Source organism: Ostreiculturibacter nitratireducens (assembly GCF_032670585.1).
In the GTDB taxonomy this organism is placed as follows: Bacteria; Pseudomonadota; Alphaproteobacteria; order Rhodobacterales; family Rhodobacteraceae; genus Ostreiculturibacter; species Ostreiculturibacter nitratireducens.
This window is the reverse complement of the sequence record NZ_JAVQHL010000003.1, coordinates 179,977-195,140: the sequence shown is the minus strand read 5'-3', so window position 1 is coordinate 195,140 and position 15,164 is coordinate 179,977. Positions and strand designations below refer to the sequence as shown.

Genomic DNA, 15,164 nt, shown 5'->3' with positions numbered 1-15,164 from the left:
TTACGGTGCCCGGCGGTTGTGGCTCCGGTCGCGGCAGGCGGCGCGGCTGGCCATTCGGGAGAGATGTCGGACCATGAAACCAGCATACCGGAGCCTCCTCGGAACGGCGGTCATTGCCCTCTGCATCTCGGCCACCGGCGCTGCGGCGCAGGAGATCGTCACGAAGCAATACGATGACGGCGGCATCTACGAGGGCACGTTCAAGAACGGCCTTCGGCACGGCCAGGGCACCTATAGGCTTCCCAACGGCTACGAATACAGCGGCGACTGGGTCGAAGGTGAAATCCTCGGCCAGGGCCGCGCGCGTTACCCGAACGGGTCGGTCTACGAAGGCCAGTTCGTCAAGAGCAAGCCGCACGGCAAGGGCAAGATGGTCTTTGCTGATGGCGGCAGCTACGAGGGCGACTGGACCGAGGGCGAGATCACCGGAGAGGGCGTCCTGCGCTTCGCCAACGGAGCGGTCTACACCGGCCCGCTGACGAAGGGGCAGCCGCACGGCTCCGGTCGGATGGAGAACCCGGGCGGCTACGCCTACGAGGGCGACTGGGTCATGGGCGTGATGGAGGGCAAGGGCCGCATCACCTACCCCGACGGCGCCGTCTATGAGGGCGGGATGCTGCGCGGCAAGCGCGCGGGGCAAGGGACGCTCACCATGCCCGACGGACTCACCTACGAAGGTGCCTGGAGCGAGGGCCAGATGCACGGGATGGGCAAGCTGACCCAGGGCAATGGCGACGTCTTCGAAGGGCAGATGCAGAACGGCAAGCGCACCGGCCCAGGCAAGGTCACCTACGCCAACGGCGATATTTTCGAGGGCCAGTTCCTGAACGACAAGCGGCATGGCAAGGGCATGTTCCGCGGCGCGGACGGCTTCAGCTATGAAGGCGACTGGGCGGAAGGCCGGATCGCGGGGCTGGGCAAGGCGACCTATCCGGAAGGCGCGGTCTACGAAGGCAGCTTCGCCCAGGACGTCGCGGACGGTCAGGGCAAGATCACCTATCCTGACGGCTCCACCTACGAAGGCGGCTGGAAGGCGGGCGCGATCGAGGGGCAGGGCACGGCGACCTACGCGAACGGGATCGTCTACGAAGGCGAGTTCAAGGCCGGAAAGAACCACGGCCAGGGCAAGCTGGCCAATCCCGACGGCTCTTCCTACGAAGGTGGCTGGGCCGAGGGCCTGCGCCACGGGCAGGGCGTCGCCACCTATTCAGACGGCGCGGTCTATACCGGCGAGTTCGTCTTGGGGGAGCGCGAAGGGCAGGGCGAATTCGTGACGCCCGAGGGGTTCCGCTACAACGGCCAGTGGAAGGCCGGCGAAATCGACGGTCAGGGTGTCGCCACCTACGCGAACGGGGATGTCTACGAAGGCACGTTCGCCGCAGGCAAATGGCACGGTCGGGGCACGTTGCGCTACGCGTCGGGAGAGGTCGTGTCGGGAACGTGGGCCGAGGGCGTCCTGACCGCGCAGGACCCGGAACCGCCCGAGGCTCCCGCGCCGGGCGAGGCGTCCGACGCGGCAGAGGCACCTGCCGCAACGCAAGGGAACTGAGCCCGAAGGCTCAGACCAGCCGCCCCGCGTCCAGATCGCCCAGGATCACGTGGGCGCCGTCCAGCACATCGTCCCGCCGGTCGTCGGTCATACGGTCCCAGGTGCGATACATCTGCGCCATGCGCGGATTGCCTTCGAACCGCTTCCGGTGGCGCTGCAGGAAGTCCCAGTAGAGAAGATTGAAGGGGCAGGCACCTTCACCCGTCTTCCGCCTGACGTCATAGTCGCAGGACTTGCAGTAATCGGACATCCGGTCGATGTAGTTCCCGGACGCGACATAGGGTTTGGAGGCCACGATCCCGCCATCGGCGAACTGGCTCATCCCCACGGTGTTCGGGGCCTCGACCCACTCGAAGGCGTCGGCGTAGACCGAGAGATACCATTCATGCACCTCGTGCGGGTCGATGCCCGCGAGAAGGGCGAAGTTGCCGGTGACCATGAGCCGCTGGATGTGGTGGGCATAGGCCTCGTCGCGGGTCTGCTCGACGACCTTCGCGACGCAGTTCATCCGCGTCCTCGCGCCCCAATAGAAACCCGGAAGCCGCCGTTCGTGACCAAGCGCGTTGCTGCGGGCATAGCCGGGGCCCTCGAGCATGTAGATCCCGCGGACGAATTCCCGCCAGCCGATGATCTGCCGGATGAAGCCCTCGACCGCATTGAGCGGAGCCTCGCCCGCCTTCCACGCCGCCTCGGCCGCGCGGCAGACCTCCAGCGGGTCCAGAAGCCCGACGTTCAGGTAGGGCGAGATCACGGCGTGGTAGAGGAAGCGGTTGCCGTTCAGCATCGCGTCCTGGAAGTCCCCGAATTTCGGCAGGGCGTGGCGGATGAAATGAGCGAGCGCCCGGCGCGCCTGCGCCTGATCGGTTGCGAAAGTGAAAGGGCGCAGCGACCCGAAGTTCCCGCCGAACCGCGTTTCCACGAGGTCCAGAACCTCCTCGACGACCTCGTCTGGCGTGAAGGATATCGGCCCCGGATGTTCGATCTCTCCGGGTGGGGGCTTGCGGTTGTCGCGGTCATAGTTCCATTGCCCGCCCGCGGGTTCGTCCCCCTCCATCAGAAGGCCGGTCTTCCGCCGCATCTCCCGGTAGAAGTATTCCATGCGCAGGCTCTTGCGGCCCTTCGCCCAGTCCCGGAATTCCCGTTCCGAGCACAGGAACCGTTCATCCTCCAACTGTCGCACGGGGATCGGCAGTTCATCCAGAAGCCCGATCAGCCGCCATTCCCCGGGGCGGGTCGCGATCACTTCTCGAGCGCCAAGCTCCGACGCCCGACGCAGCAGTTCACCGGGGATCGAACCCGCGTTTTCCGGATCATCGAGCCGGGTGTAGGCGACGGTCCAGCCCTCGTACTCCAGTCGCGCGGCGAACTTGCGCATCGCGGCGAAGATGAAGGCGATCTTCTTCGGATGGTGGGGCACATAACTCGCTTCGCCTGTCACCTCGGACATGACGACGACATCGCGGGCCTTGTCGGTCGCGCGCAGGGCCGCGATCCCTGTGGAAAGCTGGTCGCCGAGAACGAGGACGAGCTTCACCACGGGATGGTCTTTCCGGCATAGTCGAAAAAGCCGCCGCTCTCCGCCGGCGTCAGCCGGTCGACGACGGCGAGAAGGTTCGCTGCCGCCGTTTCCGGGGGCACCTTCCTGTGCGCGTAGCCTTCGGTGAAGCGCGTGGCCACCGTGCCCGGGTGAAGGCTCGCCACCACGGCCTGACGATGCGTGCGCGCCACCTCGATCGCTGCGGTCCTGAGAAGCTGGTTCAGAGCCGCCTTCGACGCGCGGTAGGAATACCAGCCACCAAGCCCGTTGTCGCCGATCGAGCCTACCCGCGCCGACAGGGCCGCGAAGACCGACCTGCGGTCGCGCGGCATCAGGCGCAGGGCATGCTTGAGAACGAGGATCGGCCCCGCCGCGTTGACGGCGAACTGATCCGCCAGAGCCCGGGCGTCCAGCGACCGGATCGCCTTTTCCGGGGAGCCGAGCGCCCCTGTCGCCACGAACACGAGGTCGAACTGCCCGTCGAGCCTTTCGAGAGCCGCGGCCACGCATCCTTCATCCGTCACGTCGAGCCCGGCGCCGGACCGCGAAAGGGCCACGACCTCCCCCCGCTGTCCAAGCTTCTCCGCGACCGCGCCGCCGATCCCGCCCGAGGCTCCTATGACAAGTGACCGCATGCCGTTGTCTCCGTTTCGGCAGAGCTAGCGGTCAGTGAAAGAAGGTCAATTTCCGCTTTTCTTTTCAAACGGTGCACGTATAGTCCGGCGCCATGACACGGAACCGGCATATTTCAGCCCCCGGCCGCGCCCCGCGCGGGCCGCTTCTCCGTGCGCTTCTCCTCCTTAGCCGCCTCTGAGCGTGCCTTTCGGCGCGACCGCTCAGAGGTGACCAGCGCCGGAACCACGCGAAGCTAGGGAAAGATCGAGAGTAGACCCATGACCGACAAAGCCAAACAGGACCGCGTCCTGATCTTCGACACCACGCTCCGTGACGGCGAACAGTCGCCCGGCGCGACGATGACCCATGACGAGAAGCTGGAGATCGCCGCGCTTCTGGACGAGATGGGGGTCGACATCATCGAGGCCGGGTTTCCCATCGCCTCCGAGGGTGATTTCGACGCGGTGACCGCGATCGCGAAGCAGACGCAGAACTCCGTGATCTGCGGCCTCGCCCGGGCGAACTTCAAGGACATCGACCGCTGCTGGGAGGCGGTGCGGCATGCCAGGCGCCCGCGCATCCACACCTTCATCGGCACCTCGCCCCTGCACCGCGCGATCCCGAACCTCGACATGGACCAGATGGCGGAGCGCATCCACGAAACCGTGACGCATGCGCGCAACCTCTGCGACAACGTCCAGTGGTCGCCGATGGACGCGACGCGGACGGAACATGACTACCTCTGCCGCGTGATCGAGATCGCGATCAAGGCGGGCGCGACGACCATCAACATCCCCGACACGGTGGGCTACACCGCGCCGCGCGAGAGCGCCGACCTGATAAGGATGCTGATCGAGCGCGTCCCCGGCGCCGACGAAGTCGTCTTCGCGACGCACTGCCACAACGACCTCGGCATGGCGACGGCCAACGCGCTCGCCGCGGTCGAGGCCGGCGCGCGCCAGATCGAGTGCACGGTCAACGGGCTCGGGGAGCGGGCGGGCAACACCGCGCTCGAAGAAGTCGTCATGGCCATGAAGGTCCGCAACGACATCATGCCCTACCGGACGGGCATCGACACGACGAAGATCATGAACATCTCGCGCCGCGTCGCGGCGGTGTCGGGCTTCCCGGTCCAGTACAACAAGGCGATCGTCGGCAAGAACGCTTTCGCGCATGAATCGGGCATCCACCAGGACGGGATGCTGAAAAACGCCCAGACGTTCGAGATCATGCGGCCGGAGGATGTGGGCCTGTCGGCGACGAACCTCGTCATGGGCAAGCATTCGGGGCGCGCCGCGCTGCGGGCGAAGCTGAAGGATCTCGGCTACGACCTCGCCGACAACCAGCTGAACGATGTCTTCGTCCGGTTCAAGGCGCTCGCCGACCGCAAGAAGGAGGTCTACGACGACGACCTCGTCGCGCTGATGACCGACTCCACGGCGAACGTGGCGGGCGACCATCTGCAGGTGAAGTTCCTCCGCGTGATCTGCGGCACCGAGGCGCCGCAGTCGGCCGACCTCACGCTGACGATCGACGGCGTGGACCACCAGGTGACGGCGACGGGCGATGGTCCGGTGGACGCGACCTTCAACGCGGTGAAGCGGCTCTTCCCGCATGATGCCCGGCTCGCGCTCTACCAGGTCCATGCGGTGACCGAGGGCACCGACGCGCAGGCCACCGTCAGCGTGCGCCTCGAGGAAGACGGCAAGATCGTCACCGGCCAGTCCGCCGACACCGATACGGTCGTGGCGAGCGCGAAGGCCTATGTCAGCGCGCTGAACAACCTGATCGTCCGCCGGGAAAAGACGAAGCCCGCGGATGAGATGAAGTCGGTTTCCTGACAGGACTGCGGGCGGCGCGGGTCATACCGCGCCGCTTCATGTTCGATTTGTGCTATCCGGCGGAAACTCGCCGTCCCGCGCCCAGAACGCCCCTTTCGAAGAACCCCGCGCGGGCCTATAAAGCTTGCCGGTCCGCAACCTCCGAGTCGCGGACCTGAAACCGTTGGGGAATGGGTAGGGTACTATGGCTGGGCTTATGAGCGGTCTCTTCTCGTCGGACATGGCGATTGACCTCGGGACGGCGAACACGCTGGTCTACGTGAAGGGCAGGGGCATCATCCTGAACGAGCCTTCCGTGGTGGCTTACCACGTCAAGGACGGCAAGAAGCAGGTGCTCGCCGTCGGCGAGGACGCGAAGCTGATGCTTGGCCGCACGCCCGGCTCGATCGAGGCGATCCGGCCGATGCGCGAAGGTGTCATCGCCGACTTCGATGTGGCCGAGGAGATGATCAAGCACTTCATCCGCAAGGTCCACAAGCGCACCACCTTCACCAAGCCCAAGGTCATCGTCTGCGTGCCGCATGGCGCGACGCCCGTCGAGAAGCGCGCGATCCGGCAGTCGGTCCTTTCGGCCGGTGCCCGCCGCGCGGGCCTGATCGCCGAGCCGATCGCCGCGGCGATTGGCGCGGGGATGCCGATCACCGACCCGACCGGATCGATGGTCGTCGATATCGGCGGCGGCACGACCGAAGTGGCCGTCCTGTCGCTTGGCGACATCGTCTACGCCCGCTCCGTCCGCGTCGGGGGCGACCGGATGGACGAAGCCATCATCTCCTACCTCCGCCGCCAGCAGAACCTGCTGATCGGCGAATCCACGGCCGAGCGGATCAAGACCTCGATCGGCACCGCCCGCATGCCCGACGACGGGCGCGGCGCGTCGATGCAGATCCGTGGCCGCGACCTTCTGAACGGCGTGCCGAAGGAGACCGAGATCAACCAGGCGCAGGTCGCCGAGGCGCTCGCGGAACCCGTCCAGCAGATCTGCGAGGCGGTGATGATCGCGCTGGAAGCCACGCCTCCGGACCTCGCTGCGGACATCGTTGACCGGGGCGTCATGCTCACCGGCGGCGGCGCGCTGCTTGGCGAACTCGACCTTGCGCTGCGGGAACAGACGGGGCTTTCGATCTCCATCGCCGATCAGTCACTGAATTGTGTGGCCCTGGGCACCGGGAAGGCGCTGGAATACGAAAAGCAGCTCCGGCATGTGATAGACTACGACAGCTGACGCCCCGCCGGGGCGGCATAAGGAGCAGCCCGTGGCAAGGGACCGGAACGCCGATATCGATTATGTCGCGCGCGTGCGCCGCATTCTGATTGCGGTGCTTGTGGTTGCGCTTGCCGGGATATTCCTCGTCTGGCGGATCGACAGCCCGAGGGTCGAGCGGCTTCGCGCGGCGCTGATCGACCGTGTCGTGCCGAGCTTCGACTGGGCGCTGGTGCCGGTGACGAAGGTCGCCGGCATGATCGAGGGCTTCCAGTCCTATGCCCGCATCTACGAGCAGAACCAGGAGTTGCGGCGCGAACTGCAGACCATGAAGGCCTGGAAAGAGGCCGCCGTGCAGCTCGAACAGCAGAACGCGAAGCTTCTGGCCCAGAACAAGGTCCGGCTCGACCCCAAGCTCACCTCCGTCTCCGGCGTGGTGCTCGCGGACTCCGGCTCGCCCTTCCGGCAGTCGGTTCTCCTGAATGTCGGCAGCCGCGACGGCGTCATGGACGGCTGGGCCACGACGGACGGCCTCGGCCTCGTCGGCCGTATCGCGGGGGTGGGGAAGACGACGAGCCGGGTGCTGCTTCTGACCGACGCGTCGAGCCGGGTACCGGTGACGATCCAGCCCTCCGGCCAGAAGGCGCTCCTCGTGGGTGATAACACGCCGGCCCCGCCGATCGACTTCATCGATGCGCCCGAACAGGTGCGCCCCGGAGACAGGGTCGTGTCCGCCGGCGATGGCGGGGTGTTCCCGGCAGGCATCCTGGTGGGGCAGGTGGCGCTGGGTGCCGACCGGCGGCTTCGGGTGCGCCTTGCCGCCGACTACGAAAGGCTCGACTTCCTTCGCGTCCTGCGTTCGCAACCGGCCGAGCGGATCAACGACACCGGCGCGCTGATCGCGCCGATCGTGCCGCCGGCGGTGATGCTGCCGCCGCCCGAACCTGCCGGGACGGACGACCTTGCGGAGGGTGCCGATGGTTGATCCGGTCACGACCCGCCGCTGGCTCTATCGCGGCCTCTTCCTGGTCCTCGCGACGCTCTTCCTGTTCGGCCGGCTCCTGCCGCTCTCGACGCTTCCCTCCGCATGGCCCGCGCCGGATTTCCTGCTCTGCCTTGCCTTCGCCTGGGTGCTCAGACGCCCGGACTTCCTTCCCGTAGTCGTCATCGCGACCGTCTTCCTCATCGAGGACATGCTGCTGGTCAGGCCGCCGGGGCTCTGGACCCTCATCGTGCTTTTCGCGACCGAGTTCCTGCGGGACCGCGCGAACCTTACGCGTGATCTGCCGTTCTTCGTCGAATGGGCCATGGTGGCCGCCGTCATGCTGGTGATGCTGCTCGCCAACCGCCTCGTGCTCGCGATCTTCATGGTGCCGCAGTCCGGCTTTGGCCTCACGCTGATGCAGTTCGTCGCCTCGGTGGCGGCCTATCCCATCGTCGTTCTCGTTTCGAACCGCGTTCTCGGGGTGCGCTGGGTCGCTCCCGGCGAGGTCGAGGCGCTGGAGCATCGGCTATGAGGCGCTCGCCCAAGGAAACGGCCGAGAGCGCACGCCGCATAAGCCGGCGGGGGCTGCTGCTTGGGTCACTGCAGGGGGCGTTCGTCGGCGTTCTCGCCTTCCGCATGCGCTACATGCAGGTCGAGCAATCCGACGAATTCCGCATGCTGGCCGAAGAGAACCGGATCAACATCCGCCTTCTGCCGCCGGCCCGCGGGTTGATCCGGGACCGCAACGGCGCACTCATCGCGGGGAACGAGCAGAACTACCGCGTTGTCATCACCCGCGAGGATGCGGGTGATGTGGACGCCGTCCTGCAACGTCTGGCGCGTGTCATGCCGTTGTCGGAGGAGGAGATCGCAGCCGCACTCGAGGAGATCGCGAAGCGCAGTCCCAACCTGCCGATCACCGTGGCCGAACGCGTCAGCTGGGAGGACTTTTCCCGCGTCGCGGTGAATGCCCCCGCGCTGCCCGGCGTGACGACGGAGGTCGGCCTGTCCCGCAGCTATCCGCTCGGAAAGGATTTCGCCCATGTCGTGGGCTATGTCGGCCCGGTCTCGGACTACGACCTTTCGAAGCTCGACAAGCCTGATCCTCTCCTGAGCATTCCCCGGTTCCAGATCGGCAAGGTCGGGATCGAGGCGAAACTCGAGGACAGCCTGCGCGGCACTGCGGGAACCAAGCGGATCGAAGTCAACGCCGTCGGCCGGGTGATGCGCGAACTCGACCGCCAGGAGGGCCAGCCCGGCACGGATGTCCAGCTGACCGTCGACTACCGGCTTCAGAACTACGCGCTCGCCCGCCTGAAGGCCGAAAGTGCCGCGGCGGTCGTGATCGACGTGGAAAGCGGCGACCTGCTCGCGATCGCTTCCGCGCCGTCCTTCGACCCGAACAATTTCGTGCGCGGCATTTCGAGTGCCGACTATTCGGCCCTGACCGAAAACGACCACAGGCCTCTCGCCGACAAGACGGTGCAGGGCACCTATCCGCCCGGCTCGACCTTCAAGATCGTGACGGCCCTCGCGGCGCTCGAGGCCGGGGTGATCACGACCGAGGACACCGTCGCCTGCCACGGTTACACCGAGCTCGGGAACCGCAAGTTCCACTGCTGGAAGCGCGGAGGTCACGGCAACGTCGACCTCGAGGAGAGTCTCGAGCAGTCCTGCGACGTCTACTACTACGAGGTCGCCCAGCGGGTGGGCATCGACAGGATCTCGGAAATGGCGCGGCGCCTGGGCTTGGGGATGCGCCACGACCTGCCGTTGTCGGCCGTTGCCGAGGGCCTGACGCCGACGAAGGACTGGAAGCTCGAACGCCACAAGAAGGAATGGCTGGTCGGCGATACGCTGAACGCGGGCATTGGCCAGGGCTTCGTGCTCGCGTCGCCGCTGCAGCTGGCGGTGATGACCGCGCGTGTCGCGACGGGTCGCGCGATCGCCCCGCGCATCGTGAAATCCGTTGACGGGATCGAACAGCCGATCGCGCCGGCGGAGGCGATCGGGCTGAACGAGAACCACCTGCGGGCCGTTCGAAAGGGTCTTTACGCGGTGTCGAACTCGAACCGAGGCACCGCCTACGCGTCGCGGATCGTCGACGACTCGATGCGGATGGCCGGCAAGACAGGCACCAGCCAGGTCAGGAACATCACCGCCGCCGAGCGGGCGAGCGGCGTGATTTCGAACGACCAGTTGCCGTGGAACCGGCGGGACCATGCGCTGTTTGTCTGCTACGCGCCCTACGAAGCGCCGCGCATCGCGGTTTCGGTCGTCGTGGAACATGGCGGAGGCGGTTCGGCCGCCGCGGCGCCCATCGCGCGCGACATCCTTCTTCAGGCGCTGAACGATGGCTTCCCGTCGCTGTCGGCCTATCCGCAGAGCCAGCGCAGCCGCATCGAGGCCGAGCGGGAAGAGCTCGATCTCATCGATCCAGAGGCGCCGGCGCCGGGCAGGATCCGCGCATGAGTTTCCTCGAATACAACGTCAAGACGGTGCCGACGGGCCTGCGCAAGGTCCTGTACCTGAACTGGCCGCTCGTGCTGCTCCTGGTGGCTGTCGCCTCGGTCGGGTTCCTCATGCTCTATTCCGTCGCGGGCGGGCAGGTCGAAACCTGGGCCATGCCCCAGATGAAGCGCTTCGTGGCGGGCATGGCGGGGATGTTCGTGGTTGCCTTCGTCCCGATCTGGTTCTGGCGCAACGTCTCCGCCCTGGCCTATTTCGTGTCGCTCCTTCTTCTGGTGGCGGTGGAACTCTTCGGCTCCATCGGCATGGGCGCGCAGCGCTGGATCGAAATCGGACCCCTGAGGATCCAGCCCTCGGAGATGATGAAGATCAGCCTCGTAATGCTGCTTGCCGCCTATTACGACTGGCTGGACCTCAAGAAGACCTCGCGCCCCCTGTGGGTCGCGATCCCGGTCCTGATGGTTCTCGTCCCGACGATCCTCGTTCTCAAGCAACCCGACCTCGGGACGGCGATCCTGCTCCTCGCGGGGGGCGGCGCGGTTATGTTCGTGGCCGGGGTGAGCTGGTGGTATTTCGGCACCGTGATCGCGCTCGTCGTGGCCCTGATCTTCGGGGTCTTCGAAAGCCGCGGGACATCCTGGCAACTGCTCGAGGACTACCAGTACCGCCGCATCGATACCTTCCTCGATCCGTCCTCCGATCCCCTCGGCGCGGGCTACAACATCACCCAGGCGCAGATCGCGCTGGGATCGGGCGGCTGGGCCGGCAAGGGGTTCATGCAAGGCACGCAGTCGCGGCTGAACTTCCTGCCCGAAAAGCACACGGATTTCATTTTCACGACATTGGCCGAGGAATTCGGCTTCCTGGGGGCCTTTTCCTTGCTGTCCCTCTACGCGCTCATCATCGCGTTCTGCGTCTTTTCCGGGCTTGGCAACAAGGATCGCTTCGCCTCGCTCCTGACATTCGGGATCGCAACATCGTTCTTCCTGTTCTTCGCGGTCAACATGTCGATGGTCATGGGCCTGATGCCAGTCGTCGGCGTGCCGCTTCCTCTTGTGTCCTACGGCGGGACGGCCATGATGATCCTGCTCCTGGCCTTCGGGCTTGTGCAGAGCGCGCATATCCACCGGCCGAGGTAGAGCCCCAATGTCCATCAACATCTTCTTCGCCGCCGGTCCGGCGCTCTGGCCCGACTACCGGGAGCCGCTCGCCCGGGCCTGCCGGGAGGCGGGGCTGGACGTGACGGTCAGCGATAGCGCGCCCGATCCATCGGCGGTCGATTACATCGTCTTCGCGCCGGGCGGCGTCATCGAGGATTTCGGACCCTACGCGAATGCGAAGGCGGTTCTGAACCTATGGGCGGGTGTCGAGAAGATCGCGCCCAATCCGACGCTGACACAGCCCCTCTGCCGGATGGTCGACCCGGCGATGACGGAGGGGATGGTCGAATACGTGACGGGCCATGTCATGCGCCATCATCTCGGGATGGATGCGCACATCCTCGGTCAGGACGGCATCTGGCGGAACGACGTCATGCCGCCCATCGCGCGGGAACGGCGGGTGACGGTCCTCGGCCTCGGCGAGCTCGGCGCAGCCGCGGCGCGCATGCTCGCGGCCTTGCGGTTCCAGGTCAGCGGCTGGAGCCGGACGCAGAAGGACATCCCCGACGTGGACTGCCTTTCCGGCGAGGCTGGGCTCGCGGAGGCGTTACGGCGGGCGGAGATACTGGTGACGCTTCTTCCGAATACGAAGGCGACAGAGAACATCCTGGACGCGGAACGTCTCGCGCTCATGCCGGAGGGCGCCTTCATCGTGAACCCGGGGCGCGGCAGCCTGATCGACGATGAGGCGCTTCTGGCGGCGCTCGACGCGGGGCGGATCGCTCACGCCACTCTCGACGTCTTCCGCGAGGAGCCGCTGCCGCCGGCACACTCCTACTGGGCGCATCCCCGTGTCACCGTCACGCCCCACATCGCGGCAGAGACGCGGCCCGCGAGCGCCTCGCGCGTCGTGGCCGAGAACATCCGCCGCGGGGAGGCGAGGGAGCCGTTCCTGCATCTCGTTGACCGGACGCAGGGCTACTGAGCGAAGGGACGTCAGCGCAGCTTGGGCGGCCGCTTCGGGTCCATTCCGGGGGCGGCGGGGCTCAGAACCTGCTCATCCTCCGTCACTTCGGGCAGATCGAAGCGCAGGCCAACGCGCGCCATGCGCACCGCCGACGGGTCGTCCGCCGCCAGGAAGGCCACGTCGATCTCGCCGGCCTCTATGCCCGAAAAGGCCAGCGCCTCTGACACGGCCTTGGCAAGCGCCGCTTCGGCTTCCGGACGTGCGCCGAGGAAGGCGAGCATATGTCCGCGCCGCCCGCCCGCATATGTGACACCCGCGAGAAGCGCCGCTTCCGCCAGCCCGGCGGCAAGCGCGAGTTTCGTGTCGAGCGAGGAGAGAAGCGACTGCGGCAAATCCCCCGGCGCATCGAAGGCTTCCGGCCGTGCCTCCGCCTGTTCCGGCGCCTGCCCCAGCGTTTCCACGAGCCAGGACACTGCGTCCGGTGGCATCAGGAAGGACGAGGGCGCGACCGCCAGGTTGAGACCGAGGCCGAGCGCTTCCCCGGCCAGAAGCCCCGCGATCACCCGCCCGGGCAGCGCGACATAGGGCGCGGGCGCACCGGTGAAGGCGGAAAGCCTTTCCTCCCGGTCGAAGGCCATGACGAAGCTTCCTTCTTCCAGCGCGAAGACCTGCGGGCTGACGGTGTCGCCATCCGGCTCGGCCTCGAGCAGCAGGAAGAGCTCCGCATCCGCGAGGCGCTCGTAGAAGCGCAGCCGCGCCGCCGCATCCTCGGGCGCGGCCTCCATCGCCGCATGGGCAAAATCCAGGACGGTGGTTTCAGGCATCGAGTTCCTCCCGCACTCTGGCGCGGAGCACGGGCAGAAGCTCGTCTTCGAACCAGGGATGGCGTTTCAGCCACCCGGTATTCCGCCAGGAGGGGTGCGGCAAGGGAAAGATCGCGGGCGCGTGTTCCCGCCAGCGCGCGACGGTCCCCGCGACCCCGCTTCGGGCCGCGTGCGGTCCCAGGTGCCAGCGCTGCGCATAGCCTCCGACGAGGATCGTGAGACGCAGTTCGGACAGGGCCTTCATCACCTGCCCGCGCCATGTCTCTGCGCAGCGGGGCGGCGGCGGCAGGTCGGAGCCGGACTTGTCGTAGCCCGGGAAGCAGAACGCCATCGGCACGACCGCGACGCGCGCGAGGTCATAGAACTCCGCGTCCGTCATTCCGAGCCACGCGCGCAGCCGCGTTCCCGAGGGGTCCGCGAAAGGCCGCCCGGCTTCGTGCACCCGCATTCCCGGAGCCTGTCCGGCGACGAGAATCCGGGCGCTCGGGCGGAACCACGGAACCGGGCGGGGCTCGTGTCCGGTCGCCGTCGCAGCGAAGTCGTCGGCGCAGAGCCGGCAGGCCCTGATGCGGGAGGCGAGTTCTGGTTCTTCGAAGCGATCCATGCGGGGAAGCTATCGCCCGGCCCGGGTCGCCGCAATCACCCGTCCCGCCCTGTTGCCCAAGGGGTCGGATTCGACTATCCCAGCGAAAACGAGGGAGGGGCAGGAATGTATCGCGTCTGGAATTTCGTTACCACTTACTCGCTGCTTCTGATCGCCGGGGCGATCATCGCGCTCTTATGGGCGAATATCGACGCACACAGTTACCATTCGTTCGTCGACTTCGTGATCGTCGACAACTTCTTCATCGGGCATCCGCATGAGGAAGGCGGCCATATTACCCGCACGCTCACCCTCCACTACCTGATCAACGACGTCTTCATGGCGCTCTTCTTCGGCATCGCCGCGAAGGAAGTCTGGGAGGCGGTCATCCTTGAAAACGGCGCGCTGAGGGGCCGCAAGGCGATGACGCCGCTCATTGCGACCGCCGGCGGCATGCTGGGGCCGATCGCCGTCTATCTGGGCCTTGCGGCCGTTCTCGGCGTATACGAGACGGTGAGCCGCGGCTGGGCGATCCCGACGGCGACCGACATCGCGTTTTCCTACCTCGTCGGTCGGATGGTCTTCGGCGCCGGACACCCGGCTATCCGGTTCCTGCTCCTTCTCGCCATCGCGGACGACGCGGCGGGGCTCCTCATCCTCGCGATCTTCTATCCGACCGCCGAACTGGCGCCCGAATGGCTGATGCTTTCCTTCGGCGCGGCGCTGGGGGTCTTCGTTCTCTTCAACTGGCTGCCCCGGAGGCTCGACCGCGGCAACCAGCTGCGTCCGAATTCGACCTGGGTGCGGAAGTATCTCTCGTTCTGGCCCTACCTTATCGCGGGCTGCCTCAGCTGGTTCGGCTTCCAGGAGGCGGGCATCCACCCCGCCCTTGGCCTGCTGCCGATCGTGCCAACGATCCCGCATGCCGACCGCGCCTTCGGTATCTTCGCCGAGGCCGAGGAATTCCTCACCGACCTCCTGAACTGGATCGAGCACCACCTGAAATACCCGGTCGAGATCATCCTGTTCTTCTTCGGCCTCCTGAACGCGGGGGTAGAGTTCAGCGCGATCAGCGAACCCACCTGGCTCGTTCTCTTCGGTCTTCTCATCGGCAAGCCCGTGGGGGTCCTGCTCATGGGCTGGATCGCGGCCTTCCCGCTACGCCTGGGGCTGCCGCAAGGGATGCGGACGGCCGATATCCTCGTGGTCGGCTGCGTCGCGGCGATCGGCTTCACCGTGGCGCTCTTCGTCGCTTCCGTCGCCTTCCCTGGCGGGCCGGTGCAGGATGCCGCCAAGATGGGTGCGCTCTTCAGCTTTGGCGCGGCGATCATTTCGATCATCGCGGGGAAGGTCCTGCGCGTGGAGAAGATCCACGGCTGATGCGCCGCCTCGCGCGCTGCGGCGGGTTCAATCGGCGGGCGGCGGCTATACAGCCGGCGGCCGCCGCCCTAATCTTGACGGAATGGTCGGGTAACGTCCTTTTTTAACAC

Annotated in this window: 13 protein-coding genes; 9 read left to right on the top strand and 4 right to left on the bottom strand. The window is 66.6% G+C overall.

Translation table 11 applies throughout. The features are described from left to right. Positions 1-73: 73 nt before the first annotated feature. A complete protein-coding gene (locus ABCN56_RS15245; protein WP_343081679.1) occupies positions 74-1,549 on the top strand; it encodes an MORN repeat-containing protein in 1,476 nt (491 codons plus the stop codon). 10 nt (positions 1,550-1,559) lie between these two features. Here the strand turns inward: ABCN56_RS15245 and ABCN56_RS15240 are convergent, their stop codons facing one another. Together ABCN56_RS15240 and ABCN56_RS15235 are read right to left on the bottom strand one after the other, a co-directional pair. After that, positions 1,560-3,086, bottom strand: coding sequence for a cryptochrome/photolyase family protein (locus ABCN56_RS15240; protein ID WP_343081678.1), 1,527 nt, complete (start codon positions 3,084-3,086; stop codon positions 1,560-1,562). After that, a complete protein-coding gene (locus ABCN56_RS15235; RefSeq protein ID WP_343081677.1) occupies positions 3,080-3,721 on the bottom strand; it encodes an SDR family NAD(P)-dependent oxidoreductase in 642 nt (213 codons plus the stop codon). The genes ABCN56_RS15240 and ABCN56_RS15235 overlap by 7 nt, the downstream gene beginning before the upstream one ends. A 258-nt stretch (positions 3,722-3,979) precedes the next feature. On the opposite strand from ABCN56_RS15235, the gene ABCN56_RS15230 reads away from it, so the two are divergent. The 7 genes from ABCN56_RS15230 (at position 3,980) to ABCN56_RS15200 (ending at position 12,285) form a co-directional block, all read left to right on the top strand. Further along, positions 3,980-5,542: a 2-isopropylmalate synthase gene (locus ABCN56_RS15230; RefSeq protein ID WP_343081676.1), complete on the top strand. Its 1,563-nt coding sequence runs from the start codon at positions 3,980-3,982 to the stop codon at positions 5,540-5,542. Between the two features lie 184 nt (positions 5,543-5,726). Then, positions 5,727-6,767, top strand: coding sequence for a rod shape-determining protein (locus ABCN56_RS15225; RefSeq protein ID WP_343081675.1), 1,041 nt, complete (start codon positions 5,727-5,729; stop codon positions 6,765-6,767). Positions 6,768-6,798: 31 nt separating this feature from the next. Beyond that, the gene (mreC, locus tag ABCN56_RS15220) at positions 6,799-7,731 is read left to right on the top strand and encodes a rod shape-determining protein MreC (protein WP_343081674.1); all 933 of its coding nucleotides are present in this window, start codon (positions 6,799-6,801) and stop codon (positions 7,729-7,731) included. Beyond that, positions 7,724-8,263: a rod shape-determining protein MreD gene (locus ABCN56_RS15215; protein ID WP_343081673.1), complete on the top strand. Its 540-nt coding sequence runs from the start codon at positions 7,724-7,726 to the stop codon at positions 8,261-8,263. The genes mreC and ABCN56_RS15215 overlap by 8 nt, the downstream gene beginning before the upstream one ends. Further along, positions 8,260-10,203 carry a penicillin-binding protein 2 gene (gene mrdA / locus ABCN56_RS15210; RefSeq protein WP_343081672.1) on the top strand — a complete coding sequence of 648 codons (1,944 nt, stop codon included), beginning with the start codon at positions 8,260-8,262 and terminating at the stop codon, positions 10,201-10,203. Before ABCN56_RS15215 ends, mrdA begins: the two co-directional genes overlap by 4 nt. Continuing rightward, positions 10,200-11,339, top strand: coding sequence for a rod shape-determining protein RodA (gene rodA, locus ABCN56_RS15205; RefSeq protein WP_343081671.1), 1,140 nt, complete (start codon positions 10,200-10,202; stop codon positions 11,337-11,339). Before mrdA ends, rodA begins: the two co-directional genes overlap by 4 nt. 7 nt (positions 11,340-11,346) lie before the next feature. Beyond that, positions 11,347-12,285 carry a 2-hydroxyacid dehydrogenase gene (locus ABCN56_RS15200; RefSeq protein ID WP_343081670.1) on the top strand — a complete coding sequence of 313 codons (939 nt, stop codon included), beginning with the start codon at positions 11,347-11,349 and terminating at the stop codon, positions 12,283-12,285. 11 nt (positions 12,286-12,296) lie between these two features. Here the strand turns inward: ABCN56_RS15200 and ABCN56_RS15195 are convergent, their stop codons facing one another. After that, entirely contained in the window at positions 12,297-13,091 is a 795-nt protein-coding gene (locus ABCN56_RS15195) for an SseB family protein (RefSeq protein ID WP_343081669.1), read from the bottom strand. After that, positions 13,084-13,695: a uracil-DNA glycosylase family protein gene (locus tag ABCN56_RS15190; protein ID WP_343081668.1), complete on the bottom strand. Its 612-nt coding sequence runs from the start codon at positions 13,693-13,695 to the stop codon at positions 13,084-13,086. The genes ABCN56_RS15195 and ABCN56_RS15190 overlap by 8 nt, the downstream gene beginning before the upstream one ends. Positions 13,696-13,800: 105 nt before the next feature. On the opposite strand from ABCN56_RS15190, the gene ABCN56_RS15185 reads away from it, so the two are divergent. Beyond that, positions 13,801-15,054, top strand: coding sequence for a Na+/H+ antiporter NhaA (locus ABCN56_RS15185; protein ID WP_343081667.1), 1,254 nt, complete (start codon positions 13,801-13,803; stop codon positions 15,052-15,054). Positions 15,055-15,164 lie beyond the last annotated feature (110 nt).